We start from the raw sequence: 19237 nt of genomic DNA on the forward strand, positions 1-19237 counted from the left end.
CTAGAAAAGAATTGTTTACTTATGTCAATAATAATTGACAAATGATGGATTTTTTTACATGGTTCGCACACGCAATTCAAACGAGCGTATGAATTTCGAAAATTCCCGCGAAATATGCGGGCCCAAAAAAACTTTGTTGGAGCCTCGACCTTTCAGAGGACGTAGGTAGACCAGCACGGATAATTAACTTGGAGAACAGTTGATGATTTACGAAGGTAAAGCCATCACGGTTAAAGAGATTGAAGGCGGAATCGCACAGCTAAATTTCGATTTAGAGGGCGAGTCAGTCAATAAGTTTAACCGACTTACTATTGAAGAGCTTGGCGCAGCAGCGGAAAGCTTAAAGAACGCAAACGGCATTAAGGGCTTGATTGTTACAAGTTCAAAAGATTGCTTTATCGTTGGCGCAGATATCACAGAATTTACTGACTTGTTTGCTGGTTCTGAAGAAGAGCTTATCGCAAACAACTTGCAGGCCAACGCTGTATTTAGTGCAATTGAAGATCTTCCGTTTCCATCTGTAACTGCTATCAACGGTATTGCGTTGGGTGGCGGTTTCGAGATGTGTCTGTCTACGGACTATCGTGTTATGTCGCCAACGGCTAAAGTCGGTCTACCTGAAGTTAAGCTGGGTATCTTCCCAGGTTTTGGTGGTACGGTACGTCTACCACGTCTAATCGGTGCAGATAATGCAATCGAATGGATCGCAGGCACGAAAGAATACAAAGCACCTGATGCACTTAAGTTTGGTGCAGTAGATGCGGTTGTTGATGCTGATAAGCTAGAAGCTGCAGCAATCGATCTTGTTAAGCAAGCAGTTGCTGGCAAGCTAGACTATAAAGCTCGTCGTGAAGAGAAGACTTCTAAGCTTAAGCTGAACCCAATGGAAAGCATGATGACTTTCGAAACTGCTAAAGGTTTCGTTGCTGGTCAAGCTGGTCCTAACTATCCTGCACCTGTTGAAGCGATTAAAGCGATGCAGAAGCATTCGGGTATGGCGCGAGACAAGGCAATCGAAGTTGAAGCGAAAGGCTTTGCTAAGATGGCTAAGACTTCAGTATCAGCTTCTTTGATTGGTTTGTTCTTGAATGACCAGGCACTTAAAGCACAAGCAAAAGCGCTTGAGCCAAAAGCATCTGAAGTTAAGAAAGCTGCGGTTCTTGGTGCAGGTATCATGGGTGGCGGTATCGCTTACCAGTCTGCTCTAAAAGGTACGCCAATCATCATGAAAGATATCGCGCAAGCAGGTATCGATCTAGGTTTGAGCGAAGCAAGCAAGCTTCTTACTAAGCGCGTAAGCAAAGGTAAGATGAAAGCTGAGAAAATGGCTGAAGTTCTAAACTCTATCGATCCAGCACTAAGCTATGGTGACTTCGGTGACGTAGACTTGGTTGTTGAAGCGGTTGTTGAGAATCCTAAGGTTAAAGACATCGTTCTTTGTGAAGTAGAAGATCAAGTATCTGAAGATACAATTTTGACTTCAAACACTTCAACAATCTCTATTGATTTGCTAGCTAAGAACTTGAAGCGCCCAGAAAACTTCTGTGGTATGCACTTCTTCAACCCTGTACACATGATGCCTCTTGTTGAGGTTATCCGTGGCGAGAAAACTAGCGAAGAAACAATCGCTACGACAGTTGCTTACGCTAAAGCAATGGGTAAGACGCCTGTTGTTGTTAACGACTGCCCAGGTTTCCTAGTTAACCGTATCTTGTTCCCATACTTCGGTGGCTTTGCTGCGCTAGTACGTGACGGTGCTGACTTCCAGCGCGTTGATAAGATCATGGAGAAATTCGGTTGGCCTATGGGTCCTGCTTACTTGCTAGACGTTGTAGGTATGGACACAGCTATTCACGCTGGTGAAGTCATGGCTGAAGGCTTCCCTGATCGCATGAAGAATGAGTTCCGTACTGCGATGGAAGTTATGTTTGAAGATGGCCGCTACGGTCAGAAGAACGACAAAGGCTTCTACACTTACGAGCTAGACCGTAAAGGTAAGCAGAAGAAAGTGAAGGACGAAGGCGTTTACGACATGATCAAGCCTGTTGTTCTTAACAACAATGAATTTACAGATGAAGAAATCATCGAGCGTATGATGGTTCCTCTATGTATCGAGACTGTACGTTGTCTTGAAGATGGTATCGTAGAGACTGCAGCAGAAGCTGATATGGGTCTTATCTTCGGTATCGGCTTCCCTCCATTCCGTGGTGGTGCGCTTCGTTACATCGATTCTATCGGCATCGAAGAATTTAATAAGATCGCTGACAAGTATGCTGATCTAGGTGCTCTTTACACTCCAACAGAGGGTATGAGAGAAATGGCTAAAACTGGCAAGAAGTTTTTCGGCTAATCGCTGAAACAGAATCGAACGGAGAATATCTATGAGTCTTAATCCAAAAGATGTCGTCGTCATCGATGCAGTACGTACCCCAATGGGTCGTGCTAAAAATGGCTGTTTCCGCAATGTACGTGCTGAGACACTTTCAGCTACGCTGATTGATGCTATTTTTGATCGTAACGAAAAATTGAACCCTAATGACGTTGAAGACGTAATCTGGGGTTGTGTTAACCAAACAATGGAGCAGGGCTTTAACGTTGCTCGTCAAATTTCATTGTTAACTAAAGTTCCTCACGCTGCTGGCGCTCAAACGGTTAACCGTTTGTGTGGTTCTGCGATGAGTGCAATTCACACAGCTGCACAAGCAATCCAAACCGGTAACGGTGACGTGTTTGTTGTGGGTGGTGTTGAGCACATGGGTCACGTATCCATGACTAAAGGTTTCGACCACAACCCAGCAGCAAGTAAGTACTCTGCAAAAGCATCTAACATGATGGGTCTAACGGCTGAAATGTTAGCTAAAATGCACGGTATTTCACGTGAAATGCAAGATGAGTTTGGCGCGCGTTCACACCGTCTAGCTCACGAAGCTACATTGGAAGGTCGTTTTAAGAACGAAATCGTTCCAGTTGAAGGTCATGATGAGAACGGTTTTAAAGTTCTTATTGAGGACGATGAAACAATCCGTCCAGAAACGACTGCAGAGTCTCTAGGCAAGTTGAAGCCAGCTTTCAACCCTAAAGGCGGTACAGTAACTGCGGGTACGTCTTCACAGCTTACAGATGGCGCAGCAGCAATGTTGTTGATGTCAGCTGAGAAAGCAGAAGAGCTTGGCCTTAAGCCACGTGCTCGTATCGTTTCAATGGCTGTTGCAGGTTGTGATCCAGCTATCATGGGTTACGGCCCAGTTCCAGCAACTAAGAAAGCACTTAAGCGTGCTGGTCTTACCATTGAAGATATCGATTTCTGGGAGCTTAACGAAGCTTTCGCAGGTCAGTCTTTGCCAGTAATGAAAGATCTTAAGTTGCTAGATGTTGCAGAGACTAAAGTTAACCTGAATGGTGGTGCGATCGCTTTGGGTCACCCACTAGGTTGTTCAGGTGCACGTATCTCAACGACTTTGTTGAATGTTCTTGAAGATAAGGGCGGCAAATATGGTGTTTCTACCATGTGTGTAGGTCTTGGTCAGGGCATCTCAACAATTTGGGAACGTCTGTAAGACCATCTTTGATAAGCACGCTCCCAGGAAAATTGCTTAGGCAATAGGAAGTATTCTTCGGGAGTGTGTCTTAATAAGATAAGAAAAAACCGCAGTTTTGGCTGCGGTTTTTTTGTTTTAAGAGGGGGTAGATTTACTTGAGTCGACTCACTACTTCTATTTTTGCTCAGTTGAAGTGTCGGTACATTCGTTTTGATTGGTTTCCGTTTCTGCTGAGTCGCTGATCGGTTTTTTCTTTTTTGCCTTCTTGGCTTGAGGTTTGATCAAGTTACCTTCGCCTACGACACGGTTTGTTCGTTTTGCTTCGGTCAGGAGTTCGCTTAGCTCTCGTATGCGGGTGTTTTTCGTATCATTATCTATGCTGGTCTTTTTCAGCAAGTCCAGAGCTTGCTTGATATGCATCTGATACATCGTCATATCGCCTTCCTCAGCGAAGCTGTCGGCCTGGTATAAGTTACTATTTATGTTGAGCTCGACCTTGACTGTTTGCAGATGAATTTGCAGCTCCTGGCACTTTGCCGCCGTTAATGAGCCTTTATTGCGATAGATGTCGAGTAACTTACTGATTTGACCGATTTGGCTTTGTGCCTGGGTCAGTTCAATATCACTGGTGACATAACAGGCGACTTTATTTTCTCGTTGTCCGCTTTTGAAGTTTAGTAACTTTCCCTCTTGAGTTCGTAAGTGGGAAAGAATTAATTGATCGTCGGGGGCTAATTGCTGCGCTGCTTTTAAGGCGTTCACTGCTAAAGATTGAACTTGGGTGATCAGTACGTAGCTTTCATCAATTTTTAATAAAAGTGAGGTGTAGCTTAATAGCTCATCAGCTTGTTGCCTTAGTTTGTTAATGCGAAGCTTGCGCTTTTTCATTGCTTGTTGGCGGCTATAACTTATGCCACTGGCAACCATTGAGATAACAATGATGGAGGCTATCAAAGATATTATAAGTGTACTATTCATGTGGACTATGTTTCAGGCTTTATTCCCTTTAAGTGTAGCAAAGGCTTTAAAAATGCTAGCTAGTTTGTTCAAAAATCAGAAAAAAACATTGCAATGACTTGACCCTTTAGCTACAAATCAATATATATGTCGCCTTATATATTCAACTTATTCTCACGTTTGTTCTTTTTAGGGTATGTTTTGCTGAAAAAATATACAGCTAGATTGCAGCGTATGAGCAACCACTTTAGTTTGGAGTTTTATGGGTAAGTCCCTCGTTATTGTCGAGTCACCAGCAAAAGCTAAGACAATTAATAAATACCTCGGTTCTGATTACATCGTAAAGTCCAGTGTGGGGCATATTCGTGATTTGCCTACCTCGGGGGGGGGGTCTACCAGTACGCCTCAAGAGCGTGCTAAACAGGCTGCTGCTACACGTAAGATGAGCCCGGAAGAAAAAGCGGTTCATAAAGCGCGTAAAGCCAAGGAACAGCTAATTGCCCGTATGGGGATCGACCCGGAAAATGACTGGGAAGCACGCTATGAAGTGCTGCCTGGTAAAGAAAAGGTTGTTACCGAACTCAAGAAGCTCGCTAAGAATGCCGATCAAATCTTTCTCGCAACCGATTTGGATAGAGAGGGAGAAGCCATTGCTTGGCACTTAAAAGAAGCAATTGGTGGCGATGATGAACGCTATAAGCGCGTTGTCTTTAATGAGATTACCAAGAAGGCAATTCAAGGAGCTTTTGAAGTGCCGGCAGAATTGGATCAATCTCGCGTTGATGCTCAACAAGCCCGCCGTTTTCTGGATCGGGTGGTTGGCTTTATGGTTTCACCTTTGCTTTGGGCGAAGGTGGCACGAGGACTTTCAGCCGGTCGTGTACAGTCTGTTGCTGTACGCCTGATTGTTGAGCGTGAGAAAGAAATTCGAGCGTTTGTCCCAGAAGAATATTGGGAAATGTTTGCTGACCTCTGTGCTGGTAAAAAAGGTGATACACGCTTTCAGGTCAGTCGCTATCAAGGTAGCGCTTTCCGTCCGGTAAATGCTGATCAAATCAAAGCTCACCAAGAGGCATTGAATAAAGCCGCGTTTGCAGTTTCCAAACGAGAAGACAAACCGACAAGCTCCAAGCCTAATGCTCCGTTTATTACTTCTACTTTGCAGCAAGCAGCCAGTACTCGATTAGGTTTTAGTGTAAAGAAAACCATGATGTTAGCTCAGCGTCTTTATGAAGCGGGCTATATCACCTACATGCGTACTGATTCGACGAACTTGAGTGAAGATGCTGTCAACGCATGTAGAGATTATATCGCTGAGAACATGGGTAGTAAGTATGTGCCTGATGCGCCGAGACTATATAGTAGTAAAGAGGGAGCTCAGGAAGCTCACGAGGCGATTCGTCCATCTGACGTAACGGTGCTTACCTCAGGCATAAAAAGCCTTGAGAAGGACGCTGAGAGACTGTACGACTTGATTTGGCGTAACTTTGTGGCCTGTCAGATGAATAATGCCGAATTTTTGAGTTCGTCTTTGGAAGTGACAGCGGGTGACTTTACACTTCGTACGCGTGGTCGTGTTATGAAGTTCGACGGTTTCTTGAAAGTGTTGCCGTCGAATAGCAAGAAAGACGATGATGTCATCCTTCCTGATCTTCAGGTTGGCGATGAACTATCTTTAGATAAACTGGATCCCAAGCAGCATTTTACCAAACCGACTGCGCGCTATTCAGAAGCCGCTTTGGTTAAGGAATTGGAAAAAAGAGGGATCGGTCGCCCTTCAACTTACGCAGCGATTATTTCAACGATCCAGGATCGTGGCTATGTGAAGCTTGAAAACAAGCGTTTCTACGCCGAGAAGATGGGGGATATTGTTACCGATCGTTTGGTTGAATCTTTCTCTGAGCTGATGGACTACAGTTTTACCGCTCAGATGGAAGAACAACTGGATGATGTTGCTCAAGATGAAAAGGACTGGAAAGCGGTTCTTAATGATTTCTACGACCATTTCACAACTCAACTAGACCAAGCACAGTCGCTTGATGGTGGTATGCGTGAAAATGATCCAACCGAGACAGATATTCCTTGCCCTAGTTGTGGTCGTCATATGCAGGTTCGTACGGGTAGTACGGGCGTGTTTTTGGGCTGTTCAGGTTACTCCTTGCCGCCAAAAGAGCGTTGTAAATCGACGATCAATCTTGTACCGGGTGATGAAATCGCCAGTGCAGATGATGAGGAAGGCGAGTCAAAACTTTTGCGTAAGAAGCGCCGTTGTTCAATTTGTTCAACCGCCATGGACAGTTATCTGATCGATGAGCAACGTAAGCTACACGTTTGTGGTAACAACCCGGACTGTTCTGGGTATGAAGTTGAAGAGGGTGAGTTTAAGATCAAGGGCTATGATGGCCCTGTATTAGAGTGTGATAAGTGTTCATCAGAAATGCAGCTTCGCACCGGCCGCTTTGGTAAGTACTTTGGTTGTACCAATGAAGAGTGTAAAAATACTCGTAAGTTATTGCGAAATGGTGAAGCCGCGCCACCGAAGATGGACCCAGTGCCGATGCCTGAATTAACTTGTGAGAAGGTTGAAGATACTTACATCTTACGAGATGGGGCTGCGGGATTATTCCTCGCGGCAAGTAAGTTCCCGAAGAATCGTGAAACTCGTGCTCCCTTAGTGAGTGAACTGCTGCCTCATAAAGATGAAATTGATACTAAGTATGAATTTCTTTTCTCAGCGCCGGTGAAAGATAATAAGGGCAATCCGTCGATTGTCCGTTTTAGCCGCAAGACGAAAGAGCAGTATGTGATGTCTGAAGAAAAAGTCGAAGAGAAGGTTAAAGCTACTGGCTGGTCGGCTCATTACCAGGATGGAAAGTGGGTTGAGACATTGCCTAAAGCTAAAAAGGCAAAAGCTAAAAAGAAGTAGCGAGTTGTCAGACATAAAAAAAGCCGCGCTAAGCGGCTTTTTTTATGTCCATCATTTACGTAACCTTTCAAGTAAGCTGGAGGTATCCCACCTTGCACCACCCATATCCTGTACATCTGCGTAAAACTGGTCAATCAGCGCCGTTAGGGGAAGTTTTGCGCCGATATTCCGAGCTTCAGATAAACAGATGTTTAAGTCTTTGCGCATTAGATCTACGGCAAAACCGTGTTCGTATTCGGCATCGATCATGGTGTCTGAACGATTATCCATTTGCCATGATTGCGCAGCTCCTTTGGATATCACATCGACGACTTGCTTGCAGTCCAGGCCAGCTTTCTCTGAGAAATGGATGGCCTCGGCCAGCCCTTGTACCACACCGGCTACGGCCATTTGATTGGCCATTTTGCAGAGTTGTCCTGAGCCGCACGGGCCAAGCAGGTTCATTGCTTTGGCATAGTGCCGCATAAGGTCGCTTGCCTGTTTGAAAGCTGCTTCTTCGCCGCCGCACATAATGGTTAGCTGGCCATTAATTGCACCCTGTTCGCCGCCAGAAACGGGAGCGTCGATAAATGCCATACCTTTTTGCTTAGTGCTGGCGTCAATACGTCTAGCGAGTTCAGCGGAAGCGGTGGTGTGATCGATAAAAAGTGTTTTGCTATCGCATTGGGCGAGCAGGCCTTGTTCGGACAGGTAGACCTCTTCGAGATCTTTATCATTGCCGATGCAGCTTATGACGAGGTCGAACTTATGATCAATCTTCTTAAGGTCTAGCAGTATTTGGCCTTCATACTCTTCGAGCCAACGTTGGGATTTTGAGGTACTACGATTGTAGACGTGAAGGTCACAATGTTTGGAAAGGTGACCAGCCATAGGATATCCCATTACCCCTAAACCTATGAACAAAACTTTAGTTGTCATGGAATGTTGCTCCAAGTATTTAATTATTCTCTGCTAGTGGTAAGGTCAAGGTAAAGCAGGTGCCTTGATTCGCTTCGCTCTGAACATCAATGCTACCTTTGTGTTTTTTAATTACAACCTGGACAAAATTCAAACCTAAACCTGCACCTTTATCGCCGCTTAATTCTGTCTGTCTTTGGCGGTGAAAGCGCTTGAAAATAAAAGGAAGCTCTTCAGGACTGATGCCAAAGCCTTGATCTGAAATATCGATAATCGCCTTATCTTGAGTACAACGGGTTTTAATTGTAACCGTTGTGTCTTCAGGGCTGTATTTGACAGCATTGGAAAGCAGGTTGGTGATAGCTCGCTCAATCAACTCTGCATTGCCGAGTAGCCAGATAGGTTCTTCATCAGAGAACTCTAGATTAATGCCTTTCGCTTTTGCCTGTTGGGACAAGGAGTCAATGCTATCTTCGACTGCATTGAGCAGGTCAAACTCATAAAAGCTTTGCTCGGCGCTCTGTTCTGCGCGAGTGATTTGCAAAAATTGGTCTGACAGATTCAAGCTTCTTTTGGCGTGGCTTTCAATTTCATCAATTAGCGTGCTATCCCAGTTGATTCGACCAGTTCTGAGCCCGTTAAGCATGGCTAGCTGTGATACCAGCGGAGAACGGACATCGTGAGATAAAAAGTCAATAAGCTGATTTTTTTCACGCTGTTGTTGGCGAATTTCGGTGATATCTGAAAGTGTGATCATCAAGCCTGCGTCAATGTCTTCATCGACAATAAAGGGGGCGCAATGAACCTGAACGTCTCTATCATTTAACTGGATTTCATCATTGGTCTGTGCGCCGTTGACTAATACCTTACTCATATTTTGACTTAGCTGAATGTTTTGTTGGGGGTCAAACAATGTACAAATAGCTTGTCCTAGTAGCGTTCCGTTTGATTCAGAAAACCAAGTTTGAGCATGACTATTGGTAAATACGATTAAGCCAACAGGGTCGGTAACAAATACCGCATTGGGAATTTCTTCGAAGCCTTTTGATATAAAGGTTCTCATGTCTTGCATGGAATGTATTGCTTCACGTACCTGTGATATTCGATTGGCAACCTTCTCATAATATCGGGGCTTATTGCGTGCTAGTGGTGTTGTGAAGTCGAGTTTGTTTAGATAGTCCTGATGTTCAGATAGGTTGGTTGGATGAGCCCATACAAAGCCCATATGGTAGAAGGATGTCACGCCAGAGTCAGATTCCTGAGCTAGGGTTATCCAGCTGGTGTGCCCATCATGCATCCACTTGTTTGTTGATTTTAAGCGCTGGTAACTAAGCGGCGTATGTTCATCTTGCAGAATAATTTGCTTATCTTTAAGTAGAACGTAGTGCTTAGGTTTTAGCAGGGCATTTAAAGATTCGAAGATTTCTTGCACCGGGTGCTGACCGATATGACGGAAGCTAATCGCAGGTTCTTTTTCAAGCCTTTCCAACTCATGGTTTAAAAATTGGTTTAGCTGCCGCATGCGTTGCCAGCTCCACAAAGGGTATGCGAGTAAAATACCAATGATTGCATTAATGGGTGGAAACCAGGTCTTATCTAGTAGTATTAGTAGGTAGCTAAAACTAAAAACCAACAGTACTAGCAGGATCGCAGAAGGTAAGACATGCGTTGGTTTGAGTCGCGGAAACAGCAGGATAGGGATCATGATGAAAGCAAATGTCAGCAAGTAAGCCCAAACCGAATCAACAGGTCGAATAGCGGTATTATTAAGTAGTGCAGAGTAGGCGTTGGCATGGAGTTCAACGCCAGACATTGAGGTGCCGCTTCTTGATACAGGCGTTGGAATAATATCGCCTAGACCTGCAGCCGTTGCGCCGATCAAAATGGTCTTGTCGCGAAATGCTTCAGCAGGTACTTGGTCAAGCATAACCTCCAGATAGCTGTAGGTCGGAAATGTGCCGCCAGGGCCAGCAAAAGGTATTAAGCGATATTGGGTGTTGACTGACATATAAGGAGAGTTACTTGATGCTACCATGCGAATATATTGGATCATGGGGTTAACTTCGCTTGCCATCGCCATTGATAAGCTAGGCCAATGAGCATCGCCGACACCTGAGTTCAAATATAGTCCGCGCGCAAGTCCGTCTTGGTCCAGGTCAACATGGACATGACCCATACCTCTGGCAGCTTCAACCAGTTTAGGTATCGGAAGAATTTCAACAAGTGTTCCGCCGTGAGTCAGCGGTTGTAGGTGCAATGGCAGTAGAACGTTGCCGTTATTCTTGATCGCTGCTGCGAGGGCAAGGTCATCTTCTGGGTGCGAAGCGCTTTTTTCTGAAAAAAGTATATCTAAGGCAATCAGTGCGGTGTTGTACTGCGTTAGTTTTTCAATTAGCTGTGCATGGATTGCACGCCGCCATGGCCATTGGCCAATACTATTGAGACTCTTTTCATCTATGGCGATGATAACCGTATTTTCGTCAGCGGGAACCGGGGTGAGGTTTATTGCGGTGTCGTAAGCCAAGAGATCGAGGCGCTTGGCCGCTTGTGTATAGACCAAAAAAGCGCTCACCACGAGTAGGGCGAGAGTCAAAAGGTACTGCGCATAAGGCCTGGATTCGGGAATGTTTCTAGCCATAAGGTTCTATTATTATTGCTGTCGTTGTTGGGCCGAACGCATCTTAGCAAAAATGTTCGCTGTCATGTGAAAAAATGATATGCGCCGATGACAGTACGAACATTATTGTTGCAAGGCAACATATTATTCATTTTCAATATATAGCTCTTTGATTGGGCCAAAGTCTGAACTGAATAGTTCGTTGCCAATTCCCTTAACCCGAGCGAAATAGCGCTTTCCAGGTGTTAATCTTAGGTGGGCTCGAGCCTTGGCAATGGTCTGTTCTTTCAGAATGTTTTCGAAGCTTTTGCTATCAGACACCTGCAATATGTAGGCTTGGGTATTGTCTACTTTATTCCAGAACAGGCCAACTTGGCTGTCGATATAGTTAACACTTAGAATCTTCACGGGTTTCAATATACCGCGGACAGAAAAGTTACGCACTTCGCTATTCGCTGTTTCGCCGTCATCTGCAAGCGATACTACGCGCCAATAGTATGAGCCGGGCATCAATGCTTTCCTTGGTGCAATCTGCTGCGCTGCATCAAAGTCTGTTTGGCTGATTAGCAGGTTGAAACCTTTGTCTTTGGAAATCTGTAGTTTTCCGAGCGTATCCGGTTTAACAAAGTTCCAGCTAAATGTAGGTTTGGTACTATCAAGTATGCTTTTGGCAAGCGGCGCAATGAGTTTTGCTTGCTCTGTGCCAATGTCCACTGCTATGCGTGTAACGGAGTCGACACCCTCAAAACCATTAGCGTCAATGGCGCGCATGGAAACGTCATACTCACCATTCTCAATATGTTCCAACTCAAGTTCAGGCTTTTGTATTTTCCCTTGCTTAACAAGTTTTCCATTTTGCTTATTGTCAGTGAGTTGAACTCGATAAGCTTCGGCGCTTTTTTGTTCTTCCCAAGACAGAGTTGAAGGAAGGTCGTCTACAACTCTCTCTGCAAATAGTGCTTTGGGGGCGTCAGCTAACTTTGTCTGCTCAATAATCGCGCTACCTTTTTTGATGCGCGCACCGTTGCCTGCAAAAACTTGAGTCGTCCCATGTTCACCAGCAAAAGAGACTTCACCTTCAATAACTTCCAGCTGTGTTTCATTACCCTGGGTACTCAAACGAAATTCAGTTCCGCGCACGGCTGCTACCGCCGATGGGGTGGTAATCTCGTAGCGAGATCCTTTAACCAAGGGTGTAACCTCAGTGGACAGTGAGCCTCTCTTGAGCCTTAGTCGCGTATCAACCATGCCAGTCTTGCCAAAGTGGGACAGTTTATTGAAGACCAGGTTGGAATTTTCTTCCAAGCGAATGGTTGAGCTGTCTGCAAACTCAATTAAAACATTACCTTTTTTTGTCGCAACTTCATCACCGACACGAATATTCATATTTGTTTTGAGTAGCTTAAATACACTCTTGCTGGCGCGTTTGATCAAGGCACTACCAGAAACTGACTTGGCAACAGCCGGTTTTGGTTGATGTTTTAGCCAGTGCATAGGGATTTTAATAATTGAGCCAGGGGCCAGGGCCGAGACCTGTTCAATCTTGTTATAACGTATTAAATCAGTCCAGGTGTGCTGTCTGTTGAGAAGGCCTTGACTGACTTTTTGCAGGTTGTCGCCAGGGCGCAGCGTGTAGTGCCACTCTTCCACCTGAGGTGTTTGAGCAAACGATACCGAAGTTAGCAAGACGCTAGAAATAGCACAAGAAAGGCATAAGAGCATGACGAAGTTGATGACTGTCGTCGTTAGTTTATGGATATCAATACGTCCAAATTTCATAAATAAATCATGCTCACTACATTATTAATATCAAAGCTTCTAGCCAAGAGCAGGTTAAGAGCTGCTGTCCTTATCTCTAGTCGCCAACTTTTTCCAGCCTGTACCCATGTTGATAAACTGTTTTCACGCGAAATCCGTTCTCAGGTTTGATATGCAATTTGCGTCTTAAGCGACTGACATGCGTATCGACGGTCCGAGTATTGATGTTGATAGAAATTCCCCAAACCCTTTCCAACAGGTAGTCTCTGGATAGTAGGCGCCCAATGTTCTGAAACATGAAGACGGCTAAATCAAAATCTTTATCGGTCAGTGGCACGTCTTCACCAAAAGACACGATGGTTCTTTTAGTCAGATTAATCACATAAGGGCCAATAACCATCTCCTCTTGCTCTTCTACCTCGTTTGCGGAGCGTCTTGCTAAGGCGTTGACTCGAGCTTTTAACTCTCCAGGTCTGGCTGGTTTGACAAGATAGTCGTCAGCGCCTGCATCAAGGGCCGTTATAATATCGGCTTCGCTATCTCTGGAGGTCAGAAATATTACAGGTATCCGCCAGCTAAGCTCTGAGCGAATCGATTTAAGAACTTCGGTACCTTCCATGTCTGGAAGCTGCCAATCAAGGATTAACAAGTCATAACTGTTATGTAGTACTTCGTATAAAAAAGATTTGCCAGTCTGAAAGAAATCACAACTATGTTGGTTTTCTACCAGCATCGCACTAAGGTTTTGTGCTTGTTCCAGCTCGTCTTCTAACAAAGCAATTTTCATCATTATCCCCTAAATATATGTTCTGTATTATTTTTTTGTGTTTTTTCTAGTGTAGATGCTTTTTCTGAATTGTCTTGGAAATTAGCTAATATCCTACAGATAATACATGCTGAATCATTATCAAGATTGTTCTAAATTGTAATGCTTTTGTAGTTTTGTTTTCGTGGCACTGGAGGGCAGTTTTAAGCAAGTGATCATTTTGCTCGCTTTATCATGATTTAGAGATTAGTATCAGACCCCCTTGAATAGCGAGTTTCGCTGTTATAATGCTTAATTACATAGATGAAATGGTTGTACTAAGATGTCGCGTCAAAAAGAGATTCAGGACTTGTTGAGTAACAATTTTGAACTTGAGTTTATAGAGGTATTAAATGAGAGCCATATGCATAGCGTGCCTCCTAACTCTGAGACTCACTTTAAGGTGACTTTGGTTACTGAGGATTTTGAGGGAAAGTCTAAAGTTGCTCGTCATCAAAGTGTCTATGCCTTGCTTGGTGGCTTAATGGAGCAAGGCCTACATGCTTTGGCACTACATTTATATGTTCCGCAAGAATGGTCGAGTATCATGGGTGAGAAATCACCAGAGTCCCCAAACTGTATGGGTGGCTCTAAATAGTACAGCTGTAGCAGGCCAGAACCCTAAATAGCTGATAGATATTCAATTGGAATTGCCCTTTATTAGGAGTAGGTACGATGAGTCAATTTTTTCAGATTCATCCTGAGAACCCTCAGGCGAGGTTGATTAAACATGCGGCAGAGATCATTGAAAGCGGTGGTGTGATTGCTTATCCGACTGACTCTGCGTACGCACTAGGTTGCCATTTAGGCGACAAGAAGGCCGCCGATAAAATTAGGCAGATTCGAAAGCTTAATGAAAAGCATAACTTTACACTGGTATGTCGTGACCTAACGGATATATCAACCTACGCTAAAGTTGATAATCAACAATACCGCCAGATAAAGGCACACACACCGGGCCCTTATACGTTTATTCTCGATGCGACGACTGAAGTTCCGCGGCGTTTAATGAACCCAAAGCGACGTCAAATCGGTATCCGAATTCCGGACAACGAAATTGCTTTAGCCTTGCTGGAAGAGCTTGGTCAGCCAATAATGAGTACAACGCTTATTTTGCCTGGTGATGATATGCCTATGACTGACCCTTACGAGGTTCGTTCTTTGTTAGAGCATACGCTTGATTTGGTTATAGATGGTGGCTTCTGTGGCTTTGAGGCAACCTCTGTGGTGAACTTATCAGGCGAAGAAACGGAGATTGTTCGTAAAGGCTGCGGTGACATCTCGGCTTTCGAGGGCTAAGTATCACCGCTTGTTTAGGCGGGTACGGTTTATGCGTTTATCGTTAAGCGGAAGCTGTTATCCTTCGACAGAGCTGCTTGCTCACTATTATTGGTGATTTTGTTGGTTTTCAGTGCTTCATAGCGATGGGCGATATCATTTAATTTGTTATGCTCATTTTGTTCGCTAATTAGCTCATTAAAGAGATTATTACCAACTCCATATGCACCAGAAATCTTCACGACATTGTCTACGTAATCAAGTGTAGGCTGCTGTTTGCTCAAACGCTGAAAAGCCTCTTTAAAGTGTTTGTTGTTGTTAAGGTCAGTACTTATTTTTTCATGATCGCTTGGGCGCATCGCGCCTTTGATCTCAATGTTGCCGTAAATATCCTTCTCTACACTTAGCTGGGTTCTCGGGTTTAAGTTGTACTCAGCAAGCTTATTACGCAGAGTTTCCTTGAGGAAGGCTTTATCTTGGCCTAACTCCGTTTTGAATGTTTCAACATTTACCTTTTTACTTTGACTTTGAATGCCTAGTCTTAATAAAGTGACCGCATCGTCTAGCAATACTCGCTTTTCTGCTTGTTCTTTGCGTCTGGCACTGTCGTCTGCGTGGCTGCTGTTTTCAGTACCGTTTTGAGAGTCCTGACGTTGTAGTTGCTGAGGGATCTGTAAGGCTTGTTCTGTTGATATATGTGCCATGGTTATTTGCTCGCTAAGTTCCAGTTCGGCAATCAATGACCGTTTTCTGACAAAAAATGCTAGTTATCTAAGGAATAGCAAATTAAATGCCAAGCTTGTTAGGCGGCTAGGGTAAGTTAACATGGAATTGTCCCACCCCTAGATTTGAATAGCTGCTGGCAAAGAAGGGCTTTGCTTACTAGACTGCAGGGATTTGGTTTCTTAATAATTAGGCAATCTTGTTCTATGTCAGAAATGTCAGCGTATCGCGCACCGGTTTTACCTATTATTCTCACATTGTTGACGACGCTGGGTTGTTTTTATATACCCACCAAACTCATATTTATACCGGTTGTTCTAACCTCAATTGCTTGGGCTTGGGCCCACTATGCAAATGTGCAGAGTCTTCGTAGTCGTTATGCGGGACAAGAGCGATCACTGCTAAATGATAAGGCCACTGAACTCACTCAGGAAGCATGCGCAGTAATGAGTGAACAAGCAGAGCTTGTGAAGGAAAATCTTGTCCACATTAATCAGAAGGTGACTGAAAGCGCTGATCAGATTAGTGCCAGTTTTACCGGAATATCTCAGAAATCTGAACGACAAAGAGAGCTCTTGTTAAAAGTTGTTGCTATGGTCCATGAGGATGAAACAACAAGTGGAGAAGAGCAAGTAACAGTCAGGCAATTTGTTGATGAGTTGATGGGGATAATAGATAGTTATGTCAGATTATTGGTTGAGGTGAGTGAAAAAAGTATCTTTGCTGTTCACCGAATCGAGGATATGTCACATCATTTTGAACAAACTTTTACCTTGCTAGGGCAGATCAGGGGTATTGCTGATCAAACAAATTTATTGGCATTAAATGCGGCAATCGAGGCAGCGAGAGCTGGTGAAGCCGGCAGAGGATTTGCCGTGGTTGCTGACGAGGTACGTACCTTGTCGCAAAACTCAAACACCCTTAATGACAAAATATTTGAAACATCTGAGAACACAAAGCGCGCGATTGATGGTGTAAGCAAAATTGTGGGAGAGATCGCATCCTTGGATATGAATATGGCGATCAGTGCGAAAGCCCATGTCGATGAAATGCTTGTAGATTTGGAGCAAACAAATGTCACCATTGAAAATACTATGGATGAAGCTTCCGCTTATACAGAAACGTTAAAAGTGGACGTGGCTGACGCGGTCAGGAGTTCACAGTTTGCTGATAATGTTAGTGCCGATATTAACTCTTTTCTGCAACAAAACTCTTTGTTACAAGAGGCGCTGAATAAGGTAAGGAGTGTGTCCAGTGAAGCCGAAATACTCGACTTATTGCAAGAGATTGGCAAGCAAAAGAGTGGCTCTAAGAGCAGTGTTGCGGCAGAAGCGAGTGATGACAATGTCTCATTGTTTTAACGCAAAATATTAATCAATAGCGTGGGTGGGTAGTACAGACAATGGGAATGAATGTTCTAATTGTGGACGATCATGAATCGAATCGTATTCTAGTAAGGTATTTGCTTGAATCCGAAGGCCACGACTGCATCGAAGCTGAAAATGGGCAGATAGCAGTCGAGCAGTTTGATGAGCACCAGCCAGACTTTGTTCTGATGGACATTGTCATGCCTGTTATGGATGGCTATGAAGCCGCGTCCTTAATTAAAAAGCGCGCAGGCGATACCCATGTTCCTATTATTTTTCTGACAGCAAAACATGATGAGAAATCTTTGCTTGCTTGCCTGGAGAGTGGTGGAGATGATTATTTACCAAAGCCCATTAATGGCATTGTTCTAAAAGCGAAGATTAAGGCTCATGCGAGAACTCAGGAGCTTACCCAGCAAGTTCATGCGAAAAACAGTGAGCTAACCCGTCTACACGCGACATTAACGCAAGAACATGAGATGGGGCGTCATGTATTAAATCATACGCTCAAGAGGAGCTTGCAGAACTGTAAAAATGTTAAAAGCTATCTTTCTTCAATGTCGACCTTTAATGGCGATATCTTTCTTTTGGCCGAAAATCCAAGTGGTGGTTTATATGCTTTTCTCGGTGACTTTACTGGTCATGGTTTAGCTGCAGCAATTGGTACGATTCCTGTCTCGCAAGCATTTTTCTCCATGTGTGAAAAAAGTATGCCGATTATGGAAATTGCGTCTTCGATGAATAAGTCCTTAAAGTCCTTTTTGCCTGAGTACATGTTTTGCGCCGCGACACTAATACATGTGCCAGAATCGGGAGATAAAGCATTAGTATGGGCAGGGGGGTTGCCAGATGCGTATATTACAAGACCTGGGGAGGGGCTTGTAAGTGTCGTAAAGTCGAGACATATGCCGCTCGGTATCGTGCCGGCAGAGCGCTTCAATAGTGAGATAGAACTACACGAATTACGTTATGGTGATAAGTTGTTTATGTTCACTGACGGAATTCTTGAAGGAAGCCCTACAGACAGTGATGAAATGTTTGGTGAAGAACGAGTGATGGACTCACTTGACCGCCGAGTGAAAGAGGGCGGGCAAGAGCGTGTGTTTGACGGCCTACTGGATGACTATCATAGCTTCAGCCAAGGTTCTGCGCAGCAGGACGATATCTCTTTGGTTGAAATCACCGCAGGCCCAATTGATAATTCTAGTGTAATAGATCTTGAACCAAAGACGAATTTGCCTTGGTCAGTTAATGTCGATCTTGATGCAGAGAGAATACACTCTCAGCCTGACCCCATTGTGCAGGTCATTAAAGTGTTGCCAGCAGATCTGTTTTTGTACCGTCGAGCCGATATGATCAGGACTATTTTGTCTGAGCTTTACTCCAACTCGCTGGAGCATGGTTTATTAGCCTTAGACTCTACTATAAAAGGCAGTCATGACGGATTTACAAAGTACTATCAGCAGCGTCAGGAACGGATGGACGCCTTGGATGCGGGCCGCATTAGCATTAGTGTGAGCTTTGATTACGAGCGTTCCGGTAGTGAGTTGAAAATAAGTCTCAGAGATACCGGGAAAGGCTTTGATTTTGCTTCACAGAACGAAGACCTGGCAATGAATACTAAACCATGGGGGCGCGGAATTGCGCTGGTCCGATCTCTGTGTGAAACGGTTGAATATAGTGATGAAGGCCGCTGTGTCGAGGCGACCTTGGCACTTAATCCGAATGATAGAAAAGAAAGATATCCACCAATTGCTCCGGCATAATTTCTTCGAATTGGGATAAAAGCTTTTCGTTTCGACGTATTTCTTGAAACTCATCACTATCAAATAGGCCTGAAAGGGCCATGATAGGAAGTAGCAATTCGGCGGTAACATCTTCACCTTTGCAGAACCATGCCTTTTCTTTGTAGAAGAAACCTTCCATAAAGCCTGTGCACCAGCTTTCAAGACAGGCATCGTAGTGAGTTTCGCTGTCGTCATCAGTTTCATCGCTGTAGGGTAAGAGTATATCGCGGTCTTCATTAATCTCTTCAAGCAATGTCGACTTGATCTCTTCGATACAGCTTTCAATAGTGGCGATTTCAGATTCACTAAGCTCGATATCATCATTGCCAAATAGCACAGAGATAAGAGTGTTAGTGTCAAAGTCTACCGGCCCGATAACACTGGCGCATACAAGGCCGTGAAAGCCAAAATAATCCAAAGCCTCTTCATTTAGATGCTCGGCAAAAAGAATATCTTCGAGCTGTTCAATTTGTTGTTCGCTTAGTGACATTTGCTAAAACCGTATGACAGTGCAACCAATGCGTTCATGTGTGTATGGGCGCTGGTTGGGAGCGGGGTGGTATAAAAAACGAGAGTATAAACT

General features: G+C 44.2%; 13 protein-coding genes and 1 pseudogene. 7 read left to right on the forward strand and 7 right to left on the reverse strand.

Translation table 11 applies throughout. The features are described from left to right. Positions 1-202 precede the first annotated feature (202 nt). Together fadB and fadA are read left to right on the forward strand one after the other, a co-directional pair. Positions 203-2350: a fatty acid oxidation complex subunit alpha FadB gene (gene fadB / locus A3766_RS01960; RefSeq protein WP_068509739.1), complete on the forward strand. Its 2148-nt coding sequence runs from the start codon at positions 203-205 to the stop codon at positions 2348-2350. Positions 2351-2381: 31 nt separating this feature from the next. Next, positions 2382-3557 (forward strand): acetyl-CoA C-acyltransferase FadA, encoded by a 1176-nt coding sequence (fadA, locus tag A3766_RS01965; protein ID WP_068509740.1) that lies wholly within the window; start codon positions 2382-2384, stop codon positions 3555-3557. 156 nt (positions 3558-3713) lie between these two features. On the opposite strand, the gene A3766_RS01970 is transcribed toward fadA, so the two are convergent. Then, a complete protein-coding gene (locus tag A3766_RS01970) occupies positions 3714-4517 on the reverse strand; it encodes a hypothetical protein (protein ID WP_068749923.1) in 804 nt (267 codons plus the stop codon). A 241-nt stretch (positions 4518-4758) separates the two neighbouring features. On the opposite strand from A3766_RS01970, the gene topA reads away from it, so the two are divergent. Further along, a complete protein-coding gene (topA, locus tag A3766_RS01975; protein ID WP_068509747.1) occupies positions 4759-7422 on the forward strand; it encodes a type I DNA topoisomerase in 2664 nt (887 codons plus the stop codon). A 51-nt stretch (positions 7423-7473) separates the two neighbouring features. Here the strand turns inward: topA and A3766_RS01980 are convergent, their stop codons facing one another. The 4 genes from A3766_RS01980 to A3766_RS01995 form a co-directional block, all read right to left on the reverse strand. Further along, positions 7474-8340, reverse strand: coding sequence for an NAD(P)-dependent oxidoreductase (locus A3766_RS01980; protein WP_068509750.1), 867 nt, complete (start codon positions 8338-8340; stop codon positions 7474-7476). Between the two features lie 19 nt (positions 8341-8359). Beyond that, positions 8360-10957, reverse strand: a complete 2598-nt coding sequence (locus A3766_RS01985; protein ID WP_068509752.1) for a CHASE2 domain-containing protein — start codon at positions 10955-10957, stop codon at positions 8360-8362. A 123-nt stretch (positions 10958-11080) separates the two neighbouring features. After that, a complete protein-coding gene (locus A3766_RS01990; RefSeq protein WP_068553046.1) occupies positions 11081-12715 on the reverse strand; it encodes a FecR domain-containing protein in 1635 nt (544 codons plus the stop codon). Positions 12716-12791: 76 nt separating this feature from the next. Next, entirely contained in the window at positions 12792-13484 is a 693-nt protein-coding gene (locus A3766_RS01995) for a response regulator transcription factor (protein WP_231872080.1), read from the reverse strand. A 298-nt stretch (positions 13485-13782) separates the two neighbouring features. On the opposite strand from A3766_RS01995, the gene A3766_RS02000 reads away from it, so the two are divergent. Beyond that, positions 13783-14097: a BolA family transcriptional regulator gene (locus A3766_RS02000; RefSeq protein WP_068509757.1), complete on the forward strand. Its 315-nt coding sequence runs from the start codon at positions 13783-13785 to the stop codon at positions 14095-14097. A gap of 77 nt (positions 14098-14174) precedes the next feature. After that, entirely contained in the window at positions 14175-14798 is a 624-nt protein-coding gene (locus tag A3766_RS02005; protein ID WP_068509760.1) for an L-threonylcarbamoyladenylate synthase, read from the forward strand. A 29-nt stretch (positions 14799-14827) separates the two neighbouring features. Here A3766_RS02005 and A3766_RS02010 read toward each other — a convergent pair whose 3' ends face one another. Next, positions 14828-15481, reverse strand: a complete 654-nt coding sequence (locus A3766_RS02010) for a hypothetical protein (protein WP_156499694.1) — start codon at positions 15479-15481, stop codon at positions 14828-14830. Positions 15482-16285: 804 nt separating this feature from the next. Here A3766_RS02010 and A3766_RS32550 point away from each other — a divergent pair. Further along, positions 16286-16861, forward strand: a pseudogene (locus tag A3766_RS32550) (methyl-accepting chemotaxis protein); the annotation flags it as partial. Positions 16862-16908: 47 nt separating this feature from the next. Further along, positions 16909-18633 (forward strand): fused response regulator/phosphatase, encoded by a 1725-nt coding sequence (locus A3766_RS02020; protein ID WP_068507963.1) that lies wholly within the window; start codon positions 16909-16911, stop codon positions 18631-18633. On the opposite strand, the gene A3766_RS02025 is transcribed toward A3766_RS02020, so the two are convergent. Then, positions 18584-19144 carry a YecA family protein gene (locus tag A3766_RS02025; protein WP_068507962.1) on the reverse strand — a complete coding sequence of 187 codons (561 nt, stop codon included), beginning with the start codon at positions 19142-19144 and terminating at the stop codon, positions 18584-18586. The genes A3766_RS02020 and A3766_RS02025 overlap by 50 nt on opposite strands. Between the last annotated feature and the right edge of the window lie 93 nt (positions 19145-19237).

This window comes from Oleiphilus sp. HI0132 (assembly GCF_001635845.1).

What these genes read in the sequence shown, in the direction of transcription:
- fadB (WP_068509739.1), top strand. Translation starts at nt 203, where the DNA reads ATGATTTACGAAGGTAAAGCCATCACGGTTAAAGAGATTGAAGGCGGA.
- fadA (WP_068509740.1), top strand. Translation starts at nt 2,382, where the DNA reads ATGAGTCTTAATCCAAAAGATGTCGTCGTCATCGATGCAGTACGTACC.
- A3766_RS01970 (WP_068749923.1), bottom strand. Translation starts at nt 4,517, where the DNA reads ATGAATAGTACACTTATAATATCTTTGATAGCCTCCATCATTGTTATC.
- topA (WP_068509747.1), top strand. Translation starts at nt 4,759, where the DNA reads ATGGGTAAGTCCCTCGTTATTGTCGAGTCACCAGCAAAAGCTAAGACA.
- A3766_RS01980 (WP_068509750.1), bottom strand. Translation starts at nt 8,340, where the DNA reads ATGACAACTAAAGTTTTGTTCATAGGTTTAGGGGTAATGGGATATCCT.
- A3766_RS01985 (WP_068509752.1), bottom strand. Translation starts at nt 10,957, where the DNA reads ATGGCTAGAAACATTCCCGAATCCAGGCCTTATGCGCAGTACCTTTTG.
- A3766_RS01990 (WP_068553046.1), bottom strand. Translation starts at nt 12,715, where the DNA reads ATGAAATTTGGACGTATTGATATCCATAAACTAACGACGACAGTCATC.
- A3766_RS01995 (WP_231872080.1), bottom strand. Translation starts at nt 13,484, where the DNA reads ATGATGAAAATTGCTTTGTTAGAAGACGAGCTGGAACAAGCACAAAAC.
- A3766_RS02000 (WP_068509757.1), top strand. Translation starts at nt 13,783, where the DNA reads ATGTCGCGTCAAAAAGAGATTCAGGACTTGTTGAGTAACAATTTTGAA.
- A3766_RS02005 (WP_068509760.1), top strand. Translation starts at nt 14,175, where the DNA reads ATGAGTCAATTTTTTCAGATTCATCCTGAGAACCCTCAGGCGAGGTTG.
- A3766_RS02010 (WP_156499694.1), bottom strand. Translation starts at nt 15,481, where the DNA reads ATGGCACATATATCAACAGAACAAGCCTTACAGATCCCTCAGCAACTA.
- A3766_RS02020 (WP_068507963.1), top strand. Translation starts at nt 16,909, where the DNA reads ATGAATGTTCTAATTGTGGACGATCATGAATCGAATCGTATTCTAGTA.
- A3766_RS02025 (WP_068507962.1), bottom strand. Translation starts at nt 19,144, where the DNA reads ATGTCACTAAGCGAACAACAAATTGAACAGCTCGAAGATATTCTTTTT.